General features: G+C 52.4%; 17 protein-coding genes. 4 read left to right on the top strand and 13 right to left on the bottom strand.

Annotated elements, in window-relative coordinates; all coding sequences use genetic code 11:
• Positions 1–117 precede the first annotated feature (117 nt).
• From IDSA_RS11490 to dnaE, 5 genes are read right to left on the bottom strand one after another with little or no spacing between them, the layout of a single operon-like run.
• Positions 118–2088: a monovalent cation:proton antiporter family protein gene (locus IDSA_RS11490; protein ID WP_034777178.1), complete on the bottom strand. Its 1971-nt coding sequence runs from the start codon at positions 2086–2088 to the stop codon at positions 118–120.
• Positions 2089–2973, bottom strand: a complete 885-nt coding sequence (locus IDSA_RS11485) for a DMT family transporter (protein WP_034777176.1) — start codon at positions 2971–2973, stop codon at positions 2089–2091. It abuts the gene before it with no gap.
• Positions 2970–3959 (bottom strand): tRNA lysidine(34) synthetase TilS, encoded by a 990-nt coding sequence (tilS, locus tag IDSA_RS11480; protein ID WP_051986254.1) that lies wholly within the window; start codon positions 3957–3959, stop codon positions 2970–2972. Before tilS ends, IDSA_RS11485 begins: the two co-directional genes overlap by 4 nt.
• 7 nt (positions 3960–3966) lie before the next feature.
• The gene (gene accA / locus IDSA_RS11475; RefSeq protein WP_034777174.1) at positions 3967–4923 is read right to left on the bottom strand and encodes an acetyl-CoA carboxylase carboxyl transferase subunit alpha; all 957 of its coding nucleotides are present in this window, start codon (positions 4921–4923) and stop codon (positions 3967–3969) included.
• Between the two features lie 18 nt (positions 4924–4941).
• Complete coding sequence (dnaE, locus tag IDSA_RS11470; RefSeq protein ID WP_034777172.1) at positions 4942–8445, bottom strand: DNA polymerase III subunit alpha; 3504 nt, start codon at positions 8443–8445, stop codon at positions 4942–4944.
• Between the two features lie 150 nt (positions 8446–8595).
• On the opposite strand from dnaE, the gene IDSA_RS11465 reads away from it, so the two are divergent.
• From IDSA_RS11465 to IDSA_RS11450, 4 genes are all read left to right on the top strand, one after another.
• Positions 8596–9084, top strand: a complete 489-nt coding sequence (locus tag IDSA_RS11465; RefSeq protein WP_034777169.1) for a TspO/MBR family protein — start codon at positions 8596–8598, stop codon at positions 9082–9084.
• Positions 9085–9096: 12 nt separating this feature from the next.
• Positions 9097–9321 (top strand): DUF1653 domain-containing protein, encoded by a 225-nt coding sequence (locus tag IDSA_RS11460; RefSeq protein ID WP_034777167.1) that lies wholly within the window; start codon positions 9097–9099, stop codon positions 9319–9321.
• 94 nt (positions 9322–9415) lie between these two features.
• Positions 9416–9670, top strand: a complete 255-nt coding sequence (locus tag IDSA_RS11455; protein WP_034777165.1) for a hypothetical protein — start codon at positions 9416–9418, stop codon at positions 9668–9670.
• Between the two features lie 5 nt (positions 9671–9675).
• Complete coding sequence (locus tag IDSA_RS11450; protein ID WP_126760519.1) at positions 9676–9921, top strand: hypothetical protein; 246 nt, start codon at positions 9676–9678, stop codon at positions 9919–9921.
• 33 nt (positions 9922–9954) lie between these two features.
• Here the strand turns inward: IDSA_RS11450 and IDSA_RS11445 are convergent, their stop codons facing one another.
• The 8 genes from IDSA_RS11445 to IDSA_RS11410 form a co-directional block, all read right to left on the bottom strand.
• On the bottom strand, positions 9955–10221 hold the full coding sequence (locus IDSA_RS11445; RefSeq protein ID WP_034777161.1) for a hypothetical protein: 267 nt from the start codon (positions 10219–10221) through the stop codon (positions 9955–9957).
• Between the two features lie 9 nt (positions 10222–10230).
• Entirely contained in the window at positions 10231–10578 is a 348-nt protein-coding gene (locus IDSA_RS12140) for a hypothetical protein (protein WP_198024073.1), read from the bottom strand.
• A 42-nt stretch (positions 10579–10620) separates the two neighbouring features.
• Positions 10621–10875: a DUF6868 family protein gene (locus IDSA_RS11435; protein ID WP_034777159.1), complete on the bottom strand. Its 255-nt coding sequence runs from the start codon at positions 10873–10875 to the stop codon at positions 10621–10623.
• Positions 10876–11006: 131 nt separating this feature from the next.
• On the bottom strand, positions 11007–13232 hold the full coding sequence (locus IDSA_RS11430; protein WP_034777157.1) for an NADP-dependent isocitrate dehydrogenase: 2226 nt from the start codon (positions 13230–13232) through the stop codon (positions 11007–11009).
• 116 nt (positions 13233–13348) lie between these two features.
• Positions 13349–14104, bottom strand: a complete 756-nt coding sequence (locus IDSA_RS11425; protein ID WP_034777155.1) for a hypothetical protein — start codon at positions 14102–14104, stop codon at positions 13349–13351.
• Positions 14101–15303 (bottom strand): EAL and HDOD domain-containing protein, encoded by a 1203-nt coding sequence (locus IDSA_RS11420; protein ID WP_051986253.1) that lies wholly within the window; start codon positions 15301–15303, stop codon positions 14101–14103. The genes IDSA_RS11425 and IDSA_RS11420 overlap by 4 nt, the downstream gene beginning before the upstream one ends.
• Before the next feature lie 120 nt (positions 15304–15423).
• A complete protein-coding gene (locus IDSA_RS11415; protein ID WP_034777153.1) occupies positions 15424–17604 on the bottom strand; it encodes a M3 family metallopeptidase in 2181 nt (726 codons plus the stop codon).
• Positions 17605–17711: 107 nt separating this feature from the next.
• Positions 17712–18059: a YkgJ family cysteine cluster protein gene (locus IDSA_RS11410; protein ID WP_034777151.1), complete on the bottom strand. Its 348-nt coding sequence runs from the start codon at positions 18057–18059 to the stop codon at positions 17712–17714.
• Positions 18060–18126 lie beyond the last annotated feature (67 nt).

Genomic DNA, 18126 nt, shown 5'->3' with positions numbered 1-18126 from the left:
GCCATTAGCAGTAATTCCGTTACAGGTTAAAGACGCACATAGTATGAGGGATTAGACAAGAATAGCTAAGCGCCTTTGTGTTGCGATTTGTTTCAGACTGCAGTGGTAGCCTTTATTTCATCCGTTCAGCAGATAGCTTTCACCCTCTTCCACCGCTCGCGGTGAACCGGCCAGCAGCACCACATCATCCTCAGCGAACGTGAAATCATCATCGATTTCAGTAAGTTCTTCGTCGTTCCTGCGCACTGATTTAATTTTTACCTTAATGTCATCCAGTTCCAGCTCCCGCGGCTTTTTGCCTACCGCAAAGGCTTGCTCCGGCAGTGCCACAGCATGCAGGAAAGTAAGTCGATCGATTTTTTCCGGGTCCATGTCGGTGGTTTCGCCCGGATAAAACCCATGCATATCACCATAATGCTCACGCCGCGCTTTATCCAGTTGCGACAGGATCCGGCGGATCGGAATAGCACTGCGCCGCAGTACCTGTGAAACCAGCATCAGGCTCGCCTCCAGCGTATCCGGAACCACCTGGGTCGCCCCTTCATCCATCATCACACTGAGCTTCATGTCGTCGCGGCTACGCACGATAATCTCTGCCCTTTCGTTCAGTGAACGCACGGATTTGAGCACTGCAATGGCCCGGTCATCTTCGGCGAAGCTGATGATAATCAGCGCCGCTTTGTCAGCATATACGGCCTTGAGGATATCCCTTCGGCCGGCATCTCCAAAGAACACATTGGCACCACCAGCCTGAGCTTCCTGAACCCGCCGCGGATCGTGGTCAATGGCCAGATAGTCAATATCCTCGGCACGCAGAAAGCGACTCACCGTCTGCCCGACCCGGCCAAATCCCAGAATCAGTACCCGGCTCGGTTTCTCCGGAGTTGGGATAGCTTCTTTGGGTAAATCCTCAGCCTTTTTGCCGCGCCAGTTCAGCAGCTTCTTAACGATGGCGTTATTGCGCTGGATAATAACCGGGGTGAGTGCCATACCGAACACGCCGATGCCGACCAGCAGCGAGGCAAAATCCGGCGGCAGCAGCTGATAGGTTAATGCCAGCGATACCAGTACAAAGCCAAACTCACCCATCTGGAACAGCATCAGGCCCGCGGCCCAGCTGTCTTCGCGTCGCTCACCCATCAACCCGGCCAGCCCGCGGATAATGAAAAATTTCACCACCCCAATCACCAGCATCGCCAGGATCACCCAGTGCATATTGCGCAGGAACACGTCCAGATTCAGCTGCATGCCGACGGTAATAAAGAACAGCCCCATCAGAATATCGCGGAACGGCCTGATATCGGCTTCCAGTTGGTGTTTATACTTGCTCTCACCGAGCATCATGCCGGCCAGAAAAGCACCCAGCGCCATCGACAGGCCAAACAAGTGGGTTAAGCCGCCGGCGACCAGCGCTACCAGTAAGGTGGCCAGTACAAATAGCTCATCGGTACGCAGCCGGGCAATTTCTTTGAAGATATGGGGCAGCACCCATTTGCCGATGGCCATCAGCAGTATCACCACGCCGGCACCTTTAAGCAGTGCCAGCCCCAGGCTTTCCCAGATGCTGATATCGTTGGTGGCCGCCAGCAGCGGAATAATAATCAACATCGGGACTACGGCCAGATCCTGGAATAGCAGCACCGATACCGTCACCTGACCTTTCTTGGTGGTCAGTTGTCCGCTTTCTGCCAGTTGCTTAATTACCACGGCGGTAGAGGACAGCGCGACGATACCACCAACCACGAACGCGGCGGCCCAGTCATCCAGCAGCAGTACCGCCAGTAACGCAAACAAAATGGTACAAATGACGACCTGACCCGCCCCCAGCCCGAACACCAGCTTGCGCATGGCGATCATCTTTGGCAGCGAGAATTCGAGTCCGAGTGAAAACAGCAGCAGCACTACGCCCAGCTCAGCGACAAAATGGTATTCATTGGGGTCGGCAATCCAGCCGGTGATGTAGGGGCCGGCAATCAGGCCCGCAGCCAGATAAGCCAGGATAGCGGGCAAACGCACACGGCGAAATCCCCACACCAGTACAACTGCGAGGGCCAGCAGCAATAGTACGTCGGTAAATCCGCTATTCACTTAAGCATCCTTCTTAGTGGTGCCACGCAACAGATAGAGTCCGCCACAAATCAGTGACAGCCCTATCAACGTAGTCAGGTAAATCTCTTCGCCCAATATAGAGTAGATCAGGATCAATGACAAAAACGGACTCAGGAAGATCAGTGCTGATACCTGGCTGGTTTTGCTGGCCGTGCGCATCGCCGTGAGCCAGATTAAAAAGGTCAGACCCATTTCAAAAATACCCACGTAGATACCGGCCACCAGCCCCTGCCAGGCAGGCATCCAGGGTTCTGGCCAAATGAGCGCTGCCGCCAGCAGCCACACCACGCCCCAGAAGAAGCACCAGAACAAGGCAATCACGGGCTGATCATGGTTGCGGGTATTGATGAGCCAGTAACCGGCCCACAGCAAGGTGCTCAGTAACGCGAGGCCAACGCCCGACCAGTTCGTTTGCGCCAGATCCCAGCGCCCGCCGGTGGCAATCAGGGCTACGCCACAATAAGCGATCAGCATCGCCAGCAGCTCGCGGCCCGACAGTTTTTGCTTAAGGATAGGCACCGCCAGCAACGCCATGGTGATAGCCCAGGTATAGTTGATGGCCTGCGCCTGCTGGGCTGGCAGCTGGTTGTAGGCCATAAAAAGTATCCAGTAGTAGGCGAAAGGATTAATAAACCCCTGCAGGCAGTAAAAGCCGATGTGTACACGCGCCACCGCCACCGCCTGGGACCACTTGCGCTGCACACTGATGACCACGGCGAAAAAGACCAGGCTGGTGAGCGCGGCAATAAACAGCAGCTGCCGCGGGGTGAGATAGATTAACGCCAGCTTAAAGGCCGTTGCGACTGTAGCCCAGAGCAATACAGCCAGTAAGCCATATAGGATTGCTCTGCGCTGATTAATCATCGGTAGCTGAGTTCCAGGGTGCGGTCACGCCGCCGGGTTACGGTATAGCGCCCCCAGCTAACGGCAGGGCTGGCGTCGTTGGTGGTCAGCAACATCTGGGTGCGCAATTGCTCCAGCTGCGCGTAGGACGGCATAGAGGCGTTGCGGCGCGCCAGCCAGAATCGCAGTGCTGCGCGTTGCAGTTGCGGCGAAGCCTGTTCCAGCGGCTTACTCTGTAAGTTCCCGCCGCCATCCAGCAAGGGCTCAACCTGAACGCTGAGCAGTTCATCCAGCAACTGCTGCTGCTCGGCACACAAGGACGCGCTGCGCAGCACGGCTTCGCCAAATTGTGGCCAGCGTTGTTCCAGCAGCGGAACCACCTGATGACGTAAGAAATTACGATCTATGGTGGTGTCAAAGTTGGTCTCGTCTTCTATCCAGAACAGCTGATGCTGTTCGGCATAGCGATAAATTTCGGCTTTGCTTACCCGCAGTAGTGGGCGAACCCATTGTTGCTGGTGCTGCCCGGGCGCGATTGCCGCCATTGCCGACAGGCCTTTAGGGCCACTGCCCCGCTTGAGCTGCAGCAAAAAGGTTTCAATCTGATCGTTACGATGCTGGCCCAGCAGCAACACGGCATCCGGCTTTGCCACTTCCGCCATGCGCGCATAGCGGGCTTCACGGCCGGCGGCTTCTTTACTGATTCTGCTGCCGCCCGGCACGGCCAGGATTTCGGTATACAGGGGAAATTGCCGCCGGGCGCAGTCATCCACCAGCCCCTGGGCCCATTCGCCGGAGGCAGGATGAAACTCATGGTCAAGATGAATTGCGAGGTAGTCGTAATGCGGGTGTTCGGTGCGATAGCGATCCAGCAGATCAAGGATTGTCTGCGAATCCGCTCCGCCACCAAGGCAGGCAACCAGTTGCTGCCCCGGTTTCAGATCAAGACAACTGAGGCTCTGTGTAAGTACGGGATAAAGATCGCACAGAGGCTGCTCAGTCGTCATAACAAAATCAGCAGTAACCGAACGACATCAGTTTCTGATAGCGTTGATCTAACAGGCTGCTCTTATCCAGTTTCTCAAGCTTGCCTAAATCAGACAGGATCTGCTTTTTCAGGCGCTTCGCCATCTCGGGGTGGTCGCGATGCGCGCCGCCGAGCGGTTCTTCGATAATGGCATCAATCAGACCCAGTTCCAGGCTGCGACCAGCAGTTACGCCCATGGCTTCAGCTGCTAATTCGGCTTTTGCGGCGCTTTTCCAGAGAATCGAAGCACAACCCTCGGGGGAGATAACTGAATAGGTGCTGTACTGCAGCATGTTCACTTTATCGCCGACGCCAATCGCCAGCGCACCACCGGAACCCCCTTCGCCAATAACGGTGCAGACGATAGGTACGGTCAGCCGCGCCATTACTTTCAGGTTACGGGCGATAGCCTCTGACTGGCCCCGCTCTTCCGCACCGATTCCCGGATAGGCACCCGGGGTATCGATAAAGGTAACAATCGGCAGTTTAAAGCGTTCGGCCATTTCCATCAGGCGCAAAGCTTTGCGATAGCCTTCTGGTTTGGGCATACCAAAGTTACGTTTGATTTTTTCCTTGGTTTCACGGCCTTTCTGGTGACCAATAACCATTACCGGCTGACCATCCAGCCGCGCGGTACCGCCAACAATGGCACGGTCATTGGCAAACGTGCGGTCGCCGGCAAGTTCGTCAAAATCCGTGAACATATGCTCGATATAATCCAGCGTATAAGGACGCTCCGGATGACGCGCCAGCTGTGCAACCTGCCAGGCACCCAGATCACCGAAGATCTTTTTGATGAGCTGTTCACGCTTTTGTTGCAGCGTGCGGACTTCATCCTCAACATTGATATCAAAATCACCTTTGGCACTCACAGACTTTAGTTCTTCGATTTGCGCCTGTAGCTCAGCAATAGGTTTTTCAAAATCTAAAAATTGCAGACTCATTATGGTTCCTGTTTGCCATTAAAATTCTAAAGAAACATGTTTCTTACCAAGTTGGACTTCCAACTCGTGCAATAATTCATCAGCCGGCGTTACATGCCATTCTGTGGCGGCTTTATATTCCGCACTCACATCGTCACGTACATAGCATAGACGTAACGGGCAAGTCCCCTGCTTGTAAGGTGCCAGCAGCTGGGTCAGCTGTTTCAGTCCGGCGCCTGCTAACTGTTCCGGGCGCAGCGTCAGCTTTAATCCCTTGGCATATTGCTCGCGCATCCCGGTGATGGTCATGACTTCGCGCGCGGACATTGTATTGCCCCCGGAGTATTCATCAAAGCTGACCTCTCCTTTCACCACCAATATCTTGTCTTTTACCAGCAATTCGTAGTGATTTTCATAATCTTGCGCGAAAAAGCGCACATCCAGCCGCGCCGTTTTATCATCCAGCGTCACTATCGCCCAGCGATGCCCTTTTTTGTTGACCAGGGTACGCACGTCAATTACCAGCCCGGCAACCGTTGTCACCTGATCACGACCAGTCGGTTTTACGTCGGCCAGCGTACCTGCAGCATAATTGCGCAGCTCCGCACGGTAGCGATTAATCGGATGCCCCGTCAAGTATAGCCCAAGGGTCTCGCGTTCGCCTTCCAGCCATTGCGCTTCGGGCCATGGGGCGACTTTTACGAACTCATGTTCAATTTCAGCACTGTCATCTGAAGTCGTCAGTACCCCGAACAAATCAGACTGACCAATCTCTTCAGCGCGCGCGTGTTGCTCAGCCTGCCGCATCGCTTTGTCCATCGTTGCCATTAAGGAAGCACGATGCGGGCCAAGGCTATCCATAGCGCCGCCTTTGATCAGCTTCTCGAGCACCCGGCGGTTTAGCCGTTTCAGATCCACCCGACAACAGAAATCAAATAAATCGGTAAAGGGGCCGCCTTCATTACGCGCTTGCAGAATGGCTTCTATCGGCGCCTCGCCTACGCCCTTAATCGCACCAATTCCGTAGATAATCTGCTGGTCCGCATCGACGGTGAATTTGTACTGGCCTTTGTTCACATCCGGCGGCAACAGGGTCAGCCCCATTTGCTCGCACTCATCTACCAGCGTCACAATCTTGTCGGTGTTGTCCATATCAGCCGACATCACGGCGGCCATGAACTGCGCCGGATAGTGGGTTTTCATCCACAGCGTCTGATAAGAAACCAGCGCATAGGCGGCTGAATGCGATTTGTTAAAGCCGTACCCGGCAAACTTCTCTACCAGATCGAAGATTTTAACCGCAAGTTCCGGGTCAATCCCGTTATTTTTTGCGCCTTCTTCAAATACCGCCCGTTGTTTGGCCATTTCTTCAGGTTTTTTCTTACCCATAGCCCGGCGCAGCAAGTCAGCGCCGCCGAGCGAATAGCCGGCCAGCACCTGTGCGATCTGCATTACCTGTTCCTGGTACAGAATAACCCCGTAGGTGGGTTCCAGAATCGGTTTGAGCAATTCGTGCTGGTAGTCTTTATCCGGATAACTGATGGCTTCACGGCCATGCTTACGGTCGATAAAGTTATCGACCATGCCCGACTGCAAAGGGCCGGGCCGGAATAGCGCCACCAGTGCGATAATATCTTCGAAGCTATCCGGCTTCAGCTTTTTGATCAGCTCTTTCATGCCGCGCGATTCAAGCTGAAACACCGCGGTGGTTTTTCCGGTTTTCAGTAGCCGGAAGCATTGCGGATCCTGCAACGGAATATCTTCGATGAAGATGGGGTCGTCCCCCTCCTTCGCGCGATTCGCGTTGATCATGTCCAGCGCCCACTGAATAATCGTCAGGGTGCGCAGTCCCAGGAAGTCGAATTTAACCAGGCCAGCGGCTTCCACATCGTTTTTATCAAACTGGGTAACCGGCTGTTTGCCTTCATCGTCGCAGTATAACGGCGAATAGTCCGTGATCTTGGTCGGAGCGATAACCACGCCACCGGCGTGTTTACCGGCGTTACGGGTCACGCCTTCGAGAATGCGCGCCATATCAATCAGGTCGCGGACATCTTCATCCTGCTCGTACATCTCGACCAGACGCGGCTCCACTTCGAATGCTTTTTCCAGGGTCATGCCCGGATCCGGCGGCACCAGCTTGGTGATCTTGTCGACAAAGCCGTAGGGGTGCCCCAGCACCCGGCCAACGTCACGAATTGCCGCTTTCGCTGCCATGGTACCGAAGGTAATAATCTGGCTGACAGCTTCACGGCCATATAAGTCGGCCACATGATCAATAACTTCATCACGGCGGTCCATACAGAAATCGATATCGAAATCGGGCATGGATACCCGTTCCGGGTTAAGGAATCGTTCAAACAGCAGGTCCAGTTCCAGCGGATCCAGATCGGTGATCTTCAACGCATAAGCCACCAGTGAGCCCGCGCCTGAACCCCGGCCCGGACCAACCGGAATGCCGTTATCTTTCGACCACTGGATAAACTCCATAACGATCAGGAAGTAACCCGGAAAGCCCATCTGGTTGATTACTTCGAGCTCAATCGCCAGCCGCTCGTCATATTCTTTGCGCTGTTCGGCCCGCTCCGCAGCATCCGGGAACAACTTCTGCAGACGCACCTCAAGCCCTTCGCGGGACTTTTTAATCAGGTAGTCGCCCGGCGACATTCCACCGGTGGGGAATTCCGGTAATACCGGCGTATCGAGCTGTACGGTAACGTTACAACGTTTCGCTATTTCAACGGTATTGGCCAGCGCTTCCGGAATATCCTTAAAGAGTTCGGCCATTTCCTCCGGGCTCTTCAGATATTGCTGATCACTGTACCTTTTCGGCCGGCGCTTATCGTCGAGGGTGAAACTGTCATGCACCGCCACCCGCACTTCATGCGCATGGAAGTTTTCAGGTTGCAGGAACACCACTTCGTTGGTCGCCACCACCGGCATACCGGTTTTGGCCGCCAGCTTGACCGCCGCGTGGATATAGTCATCCTCGCCGGGGCGACCGGTACGAATAAGCTCCAGATAGAAGCGATCAGGAAAGTGCGTGCGGTAAAACTCCAGCGCGGCTTCTGCTTCATCTTCGTGATGGTGCAGCAGTTTACGGCCGATATCGCCTTCACGGCCGCCGCTGAGCAGTATTAGTCCGTTGCTGTGATCCGCCAGCCAGGGCTGGTCAACACAGGGCTTGCCCTGCCGGTGGCCGGCCAGGTAGCCACGTGAAATCAACTGCGTCAGCTGCTGATAACCATCGTTGTTCATGGCCAGTGCAGTCAGACGACTGGGCGCTTCATCGGGTTGCTCAGGGTCCAACACCCATAAATCGCAGCCGACAATAGGTTTCAGACCGAGTTTATGGGTGGTGCGGTAAAACCGGACCAGCCCACAGAGGTTCATCTGGTCAGTAATTGCCAGTGCCGGCATATTGCGCGTAGCCGTCGCCTCACAGATCGGACCCACCTTATTCAGGCCATCGATCATTGAAAAATCGCTGTGTACCCGAAGGTGAATAAACTGTGGTTCTGTGGTTGCGGCCTGGGACGTCATAAGCTTCTGATTCGTCTTTTTATGAGTTAGCCGTATTGTGCCTCAGCCCGAGCCAATTGTCATGCCGAGTATTGCCGCTTCTGACTAGCACTCTTAGCGCAATAACGGCTATAGTAGGTAGCATTACCGCAGATAAAAAAGGCGTACATTATGTCAATCGGCAAACAACTGGCAGGTCTTATTGGCTGGCTCGTTCTGGTTTATATCGCAGCGGCAATTGGCGGCTTCGGCTCAGCCAACGCACCGGTATTTTATCGTGAACTGACATTACCAGGCTGGGCCCCACCAGCCTGGCTGTTCGGGCCCGTCTGGACAGCGCTGTACACCATGATGGGCGTTGCTGCCTGGCTGGTATGGCGACAGCAGGGCTATGCAGGCACAGCGCGCCCCGCGCTGAAGATATTTATCATTCAGTTAGCGCTCAACGCCCTCTGGAGCTGGTTGTTCTTTGGCTTCTATCTGGGCTTAATCGCCTTTATCGAAATAATAGCGCTGTGGGCATTTATTCTGGCCACCATTATTCTGTTCTGGCGCCAGCGTAAAGCCGCTGCGCTGCTACTGGTCCCGTATTTTGTCTGGGTGACTTTCGCGGCCGCGCTGAGCTACCAGATCTGGCAACTGAATCCTGAAGTACTTTAAGGAGAGGCTGATATGCCAACAATTATTCCGGGCATTTACCGGCATTTTAAAGGCAAGGATTACGAAGTTATCGGGGTCGCGCGCCATTCCGAAACCGAAGAGGATATGGTGGTTTACCGGCCGCTGGATGATAAAGGTGGTAAAGGTGAACTCTGGGTGCGGCCACTTGAGATGTTTACTGAAATGGTCGAGCACGAGGGGATGTACACCCAGCGCTTCCGTTTGACTAAGTCGTAAGCCTGGCCGGGCCAGGTGGTCCCGGAAAGCTGGTTTTTTCATAATCACCTCCTATACTTTGACATGAAGATTCGAAGCAAGGAGGAACAGACATATGACTCGTTTAGCTTTAGTTGCAGGATTCACACTTGTCTTACTCGGCTGCACGAATACCAGTCAGCCTGCCCCGGAAATCACCGCATCGCCAATGGTAAGTGGTGAATGGTACTGCGTTTCTAAAAGCGGTGTCGGTGGTGGCCGGGTTTATGAAGCGACCGGCATGGATCGCGAAGACACCGAAGCGACCGCGTTTGAACGCTGCAATGAGCATTATCAGGCCTGCACTGATCCTCAGTGCGTACAACGGTAATGATGATGCGTTCCATGTTAATAAGCGGGCTCGCCGTATTACTGGCGGGCTGCGCTGGTGCCGCCAATGAGTCTGCTGATGAGCCGGCTCCTGCTGACTTAACCGGCTACTGGCACTGTTATTCAACCAGTGCCTCCGGTATGACGGTTGAAGCCAGCGATACGGTTCGCTCGGTCGCGGCGCATCGCGCCTATCAGCAGTGTGAACGCACCTATCAGGGCTGTTCACTGGCAGAATGTATCCAGCGCTAATGCTTTACCGCTAGCACCTTTTCCGAAGCCGGGTTAGTCAATAACCCGGTTTCGGCATACATGGCCCATAGCATCTTCGGGCGTCCAGAAAGTTTCGATGGCCGCACCCCGTTCGTTCACCCAGGCTTTCCAACTATCGTCGCTTCTCAGTTCAATATAGCCAACTTCATCACCGTTACTATCAAGCACCAGGAATTTACTGGGCGTTTCGGCTTTCAGTTCGCAGGTATCGGTTACCGCCATGGCAGAACCACTAAGGGTGACCATGCCGGCCAGAAAAAAACTAAGGACTAATTTCATTTCACCTCCTTAACCGTTACTCATTCCTTGTTTAGGGCCTTTTTTAATGCGGGGAATTTCCTCAACCCGGGGTTCAGTATCATCCCGATGTTCGTAGCCATATTCGCCTTTTCCGGATTGCCCATGCGCACCAATATAAGCATCAATGCCGTCCTCCCGGATGGCGGTTTTCGCTTCAGCTAAGGCTTCTTCGTCCGACGCAAACTCATCTTCCCACATCGTCGAGTTGTTGCCTTCATCAACAATTTCCAGAATCCAGCCACCTTCATCGCCCCGATAAATATCAATCTCCACGGTCTTATCATCGACAGTGACCTTCTGGGTAAGTGGACTTTGTTCCGGTTCTTTATCAGACATTTACTTCTCCTTGATTGAGCAATTCATTACGCGTAGTTCAGTCTAGCCTGTCAGGTACAGAACCACCAGCGGCACCAGGAAGAACACCAATACCAGCACTTCAAAAATACCTAACAAGGCATAATGCAGCGCATCGAAGGTTTCTCTGGTCATGCTGAACCAGCGATTATGCAGGCGGTATAGCCAGCGGTGGCCAAACACAAAGAAACCGAACCAGATCAGCAGCAATGCGTAGTGTCCAATCACGCACCACAGCAAAAAGCTCCGTATATCGGTCAGTTCAACTGATTGCTCCATGTGAACCTCCTTATTAACTGACAGTGACAACTTCCTTAAGCGTAGCTGATGGTGTCAGGACGCGCACAAAAAAAGGGCGAAGCATCAAAGCTTCGCCCTTTTCGGAACTGACCTTATCTGTGGCGAACGCTTTACAGGCTTGCCAGGATATCGTTCAGTAAATCGCAAGGCCGCATGGCTTTAGAAACCAATGTTGAATTCGGGTTGTAGTAACCACCGATATCCACTGGCTGCCCCTGGATTTCATTCAGTTCATTAATGATTGCGTCTTCGTTTTCAGCGAACTGGTCTGCCAGTTTACTGAAGCGTTCCGCCAGCGCGCTATCTTTGTTCTGCTGCGCCAGTGCTTCGGCCCAGTACATTGCCAGATAGAAATGGCTACCGCGGTTATCCAACTCACCCGCTTTACGCGAAGGCGACTTGTCGTTCTCCAGGAATTTAGCCGTAGCATCATCAAGGGTATCGGCCAGAATCTGCGCACGGTCATTACTCATGCGCTCAGCCATGTGCTCAAGTGACGCCGCCAGCGCAAGAAACTCGCCCAGCGAATCCCAACGCAGGTGGTTTTCTTCAACAAACTGCTGCACATGTTTTGGCGCGGAACCGCCGGCACCTGTTTCAAACAGGCCGCCACCGTTCATAAGCGGCACAATTGACAGCATCTTGGCGCTGGTACCCAGCTCCAGAATCGGGAATAAATCTGTCAGGTAATCGCGCAGCACGTTACCGGTCACAGAAATCGTATCTTTACCGTCCTTCAGGCGCTGCAGGGTATGGCGCGTAGCTTCAACCGGCGACAGGATACGAATATCCAGACCTTCGATATCATGATCCTGCAGATAGGATTTTACTTTGGCAATCAGCTGCCGGTCGTGCGCGCGGTTGCTGTCCAGCCAGAATACTGCCGGCATGCCACTTGAGCGCGAACGGTTCACGGCCAGTTTCACCCAGTCACGAATCGGCTCGTCTTTAACCTGACACATGCGCCAGATATCGCCTTTCTCAACTTCGTGTTCAAAAATCACTTCGTCCTTGGAGTTCAGCACTTTTACCGTGCCATGTGCCGCAATTTCGAAGGTTTTATCATGTGAACCATATTCTTCGGCTTTTTGTGCCATCAGGCCAACGTTAGGGCAGGTTCCCATAGTCGACGGATCAAAGGCACCATGTTCTTTACAGAAATCAATCGTTTCCTGGTAAACACCGGCATAGCAACGATCCGGAATCATCGCCTTAGTATCCTGGCGCTTATCATCACGGTTCCACATTTTGCCCGAATCACGAATCATTGCCGGCATGGAGGCATCAATAATCACATCGCTTGGAACGTGCAGGTTGGTGATGCCTTTATCCGAGTTCACCATTGCCAGTTCAGGCTGCTCAGCAAAGATTTCTTTAATATCTTTTTCGATCTCTTCGCGATGATCTTTCGGCAACTCTTTGATCTTCGATTCGATATCACCAAAGCCGTTGGTTACATCAACGCCAAGCTTTTTAAAGGTCTCGCCGTGTTTTGCAAAAAGGTCGCGGAAATAAACTTTCACCGCGTGACCAAACATGATGGGGTCAGAAACTTTCATCATGGTGGCTTTCAGATGCAGCGACAGTAATACGCCCTCTTCTTTAGCGCGATTGGTTTCTTTAACGTAGAAGTCTTCCAGCCGGGCCGTGTTCATAACAGCCGCGTCAATCACTTCACCAGCCAGCACTTTCACGCCTTCTTTCAGCACGGTCTGACTTTCTGGGGTATTCAGGACAATTTTCAGGGTGTCACTGTTCACCATGGTGGTTGACTGTTCGCTACCGTAGAAGTCACCGTGGTTCATATGCGCCACGTGGGTTTTGGAGTCTTTGCTCCACTGGCCCATGCGGTGCGGGTGCTTCTTCACGTAGTTTTTGACTGAAGCAGGCGCGCGGCGGTCAGAATTACCTTCCCGCAATACCGGATTAACCGCACTACCTTTAATTTTGTCGTAGCGCGACTTGGCGTAGCGTTCTTCGTCAGTTTTTGGTTCAAACGGATAGTCAGGAAGATTATAGCCCTGTTCTTGCAGTTCCTTGATGGCAGCAACCATCTGCGGAATAGAAGCACTGATATTTGGCAGTTTAATAATATTGGCTTCCGGGGTCTTCGCCATTTCGCCGAGTTCAGCAAGCGCGTCATTAACGCGCTGATCTTCCTTCAGGTTCTCAGGAAAGTTAGCAAGGATCCGGCCAGCCAGCGAGATATCCCGGGTTTCTACAGAAACGCCGGCCGCTTTAGTAAACGCCTGAATAACGGGCAACAATGAATACGTCGCTAAGCGCGGGGCTTCATCTGTTTCGGTATAGATAATCTTTGAACCATCGTTCGACATAGTTGTTCCTATTCTTAAGTTCAGAATGATAAAAGGCTTCAAAAAGTGGTGCAGATTATAGCAGGAAGCAGAGGCAGGCACTAGTCAGGGGTGGTTCAGGGCATCACCAGGCGGTGTCAGCCCCCTTCGTCTGGTGCTGCTTCAGGCAGCTCCGGATCGAGCGCGCCGCCTGGCGTAATATACTGGCTATGGGACAGAAATTCTTCAATGTACTCAATGAATTGTTCGGCTTCGGTACCACGCGCATCGATCATTACAATATGTAACCGGCGCAGGTAGTCGTCACTCAGTTCCATCTCCCCAAATTGCCGCGCGTAGTTCACTCCCAGGTACAAATACCGTGCGCGTTTCGCCAGATCTAAATCGGCTTGCGCCAGTATCTCTTCAATAGTTGCGAAGGCCTCGGCGCGGTAACGATTCGCTGTGTCATAATCTTTAACGCTCTGATATTGGCGGGCCAGTACCCGGTTGACGATATTCTGATAGTCCGGATCGATATCGCGCAGGGCATAAAGCGCATCCAGCCGGGCCAGTTTGTCCTCCCGGCTCACCGGTCGAATCGGGTGGGTATCCAGAAAAGCTTTGATACGTAATACTTCATCCGGATTTAATGCAAAGTCGCCGATAAGCGCCATGAATCCGGATTTTTCACAGTGCCAGATCCCTTCGACATCGATCAGCGGCCAGAACACCTGATCATATTTTGAATCCCAGTGGTAAATATAACCGCCATAGCTCATCGGCTCCCGTACTTTGCAGGTTTCGCCGGGTAATAATGGATCAGCGACTTCGCGCTCGCCCCAGGTTGTACTCTGCGCAGCACCAGTTACTACCAGGCAGCCTAACAACGTCAGAAAGGGTTTTATTTTCATTCGAAACCTGCCGCTGAAAGCATCTCATCAACTAAAAAGTGGCACTGCTGATAAATCCCGAACAGTGGGTTGTCCGGATCGATCGGCTGTTTCATCGTCAATGCATATTCAAAGGCTTCCACCGAAGCCAGAAGTTCGCCAAGTCCGCCTTTATTATGTAATACCGCATCACGAACGGCGTCGGTAATATTCAGCTTATTGACAAAATCTTTGGTCTTAACGCCAAGCAGCGTATCAATGCCTGATAGCAGGCCGACCAGAAAGGCGGGTCCGGACAGACGCTGATCAGCAGTATTGAGTTGCATCAGCTCGCTACACATATACGCACGGGTTAGGACAAGCTTGGCTTTGACCGGGGTAGTGCTCTGCAATGAAATAATCAGCAGCACCCACTTGCGCAAGGGTTCAAGCCCTAGCATCATGACCACTTCTTTCAGCGACTCGATGCGCCGCCGCGCCGCATAATATGGGCTATTGGCGATACGCAACAGATTCACAACCAGTAGCGGATCGGTAGATAAGGCTCCAACCAGATCATAGAGATCAGGTTCTTCCGCAAATAGGTGCTCGATTACAAAGGTTAACTGGCTGGCTGCGGACGGCACCCGCGTGCCTTCAATGATGATAGGACGTGCAAGGTAAAACCCCTGAAAGAGGTCAAAACCAAGCTCCCGGTATTCGTTGTAAGTTTGCTCATCTTCAACCCGTTCCGCCAACCACTGCACGGGTAAGTGACGAAGCTTTTCAAAGTGGACTCTGACTTCGTCAATACTAATCAGGCTGATATCGACTTTTATAACGGAGGCCAGACGGACTAATGGTTCCCATTCAGGCTCAAACGCAAAATCATCAAGAGCAAACTGAAATCCCTCTCTGACCCAGGATTCGATTGCCGCAACGACGTCGGGCGTCGGTTGAATCCGCTCTACCAGTTCAATCATAACGTCTTTAGGATTCAGTGGCAGAAACGACCCTGACATCAGAAAATCGGTGGCGACGTTAATAAATACCGGCTTTTTGAAATGCTCAACATGCTCAACAATACCGGTGCAGAGATTAAACAGCACTTCACTGGTTGCCAGGCTGTCACCTACCTCCAGCGCCGTTATGCCGTTGTCATGGCGGTACAGTAACTCATGAGCGACTATCCGCTGCCGGCTATCATATATAGGCTGTGCTGCAAATAACGTCTCTGCCATTTGTTAAACCCCTAATTTCATTTAATCTTTACATTTTTATATCACTATTTCGCAAAACAAAAAAGGGGCTGCCACCAGTAAACGGTGTCAGCCCCCTATTCTCTTTTATATTACTGCTATTTAGTCGATTTTAGGTGGTGTCAGACCACGACGTTCCAGTAAAGCTTCCACTGATGGCTCATGGCCGCGGAAGTTGATGTACTGTTTCATCGGATCGATACTGTTTCCTTTCGACAGTATGGCTTCACGGAATGCCTGGCCGTTTTCAATGGTCAGACCGCCACGCTCGCCAAGAAATGCAAAGGCATCAGCTGCCAGCACTTCAGACCACATGTAGGCATAGTATCCGGCTGAATAACCGCCAGCGAATACATGCGCAAAGAAGGTTGATTTATAACGCGGTGGAACCGCTTCTACATCAACGCCATTGCGAGCCAGGGCCGCTTCTTCGAAGGCCAGCACATCATCAATCTTGGCGGCATCCGCTGACAGCGTGTGGTATTCCAGATCCAGCAACGCTGATGAGATGTATTCCAGGGTGTCATAACCCATGTTGAAGTTTTTCGCGGCCATTACTTTGGCCAGCAGGTCTTCAGGAATAACTTCACCAGTTTCATAATGACGAGCGTAGTTTGCCATGACTTTAGGATGCATGGTCCAGTCTTCCTGGAAAGTTGACGGGAATTCTACGTAGTCACGCGATACTGAGGTACCAGCCAGCGACGGGTATTTCACATCAGAGAACATACCGTGCAGCGCGTGTCCCATTTCATGGAACATGGTGCTGACTTCATCAAAGCTCAGCAGAGTCGGTTCGCCGTCCGGAGCTTTTTTGATGTTCATGTTGTTCAGGATAACCGGCTTGTTACCAAGCAGGTGTGACTGGCTGACATAAGAACTCATCCAGGCGCCACCACGCTTACCGTCACGGGTAAACCAGTCGCCGTAGAACAGGCCAAGAGTAGAACCGTCGACATCTTTAACTTCATAAACCACTACATCATCGGCATAGACAGGAATGTCATCACGCTGATGGAAAGTGATACCAAACAGCTGGTTCATCGCGAAAAATACACCGTCTTCAACAACGCGGTTGAATTCAAAGTATTGCTTCACTTCATCCGAATCGATAGCGTACTGGTCTTCACGAACTTTTTCAGCGTAGAAGGCCCAATCCCATGGTTTCACTTCGAAATCACCGCCTTCGGCTTCAATCATTTCCTGAATCGCGGCTTGCTCTTTGGCAACGTTACTTACTACTGCCGGAACCAGGTCACGGAGCATGTCCTGTGCCGCGGTTGGGGTTTTAGCCATGCTGGTATCCAGCACATACAGGCCCCAGTTGTCATAACCAAGCAGTTTCGCTTTCTGAGCCCGTAGTTCACTTAAACGTGATACCAGCGGACGGTTATCCGTTGCAGTGTTACCGGTACCGCGGTTTGCCGAAGCTTCCCAGATACGCTGACGCAGTTCACGGTTTTCCAGTGACTGTAAAATTGGCTGGCGGGTGGTATTGGTCAGCTTAATAACGTACTTGCCTTCCATGTCTTCAGCTTTTGCGGTTTCTGCCAGGCGGGCAATTTCGCTGTCGCTCAGACCAGCCAGTTGGGCTTTATCGTCAACAACGATCAGGTTCTCATCAACCAGTTTCATCAGGTTGCGCTGGAACTCGGTGGTCAGCGATGACAATTCTGAGTTTAACTCGCGGATTTCAACCTGTGCTTCATCAGAAAGCTGAGCGCCGGCACGGATGAAATCATTATAGGTTTCTTCAACCAGACGCAGATCTTCACCTTCGAGCATCATCCGGTTGTCATAAACCGCCTGTACCCGCGCAAATAAATCAGCGTTCAGCATGATGTTGTCGCGGTGACCCGCCATCTTCGGCGCCAGTTCACCTTGTAAATTGCGGATATCATCATTGCTGTTTGAGCCAGCTAAGTTATAGAAAACAGAGGATACGCGGCCTAGCAGGCGACCTGATCGCTCCATAGCAACGATAGTGTTCTCGAAAGTAGCAAGTTCCGGATTACTGGCAATCGCAACGATTTCTTCCATGTGCTCTGCCATGCCAGCTTCAAACGCCGGGCGGAAGTGCTCAAATTTGATTTGGGTAAAGTCAGGCGCCTGGTAAGGCAGCGTGCTGGCTTCATAGAACGGATTGCTCTCGTTGAATTCGGTAGCAGCGGTTTGTTCTGTCTGAGCAGCAACCTGTGTTGTTTGTTCAGTGGCGTCTTTATCAGAACAGGCAGCCACGGATAGCGTAGCGCCGATAGCAATAGCGATTAGGCTCTTGCGCATAGTCTTTCTCCTTGTTGTAGTGATCCCACTAATGTACCCCCCTGCGCACTCAGGCTCAAGAGTAATTCATAGCGCAAAGTTCGCCATTTAGCGGATTTATGGTTATATCAGGCAACATGAATAACAGGAATCAGAGGCGGCAGCCCATATTTTAACCGGGCTTTGTCACAAAACGGATTACTGCCGTTTACCGAAATATCGAATTCCCGGCAAGGCGATGGACGGTTTTGATAGATGCTGCAACTGACTTGCTGGCCGATCTCGCCTTCAAGGGCGACACAACGTGGTTGTTTTTGGTTGGTCCCCTGCATACACAGCAGGTGCGGATGAAAAGCTTCCGTCAGTTCGCTTGGCACATAGCCTTCAGGCGCACCGGTAGCTTCGCCCCAGTAAAAGGACACACGATAGGATCCACAACAAGCCCCACACGTTAAGCAGGCATTAGCCGAACTCATCGCGCAATACTCCAGGAGATAAAACAATGAAGGATGTTTAAATGGCGGAGCGGACGGGACTTGAACC

This window comes from Pseudidiomarina salinarum (assembly GCF_000753715.1).
Taxonomy (GTDB): domain Bacteria; phylum Pseudomonadota; class Gammaproteobacteria; order Enterobacterales; family Alteromonadaceae; genus Pseudidiomarina; species Pseudidiomarina salinarum.
This window is presented reverse-complemented; position numbering and strand designations above follow the sequence as displayed.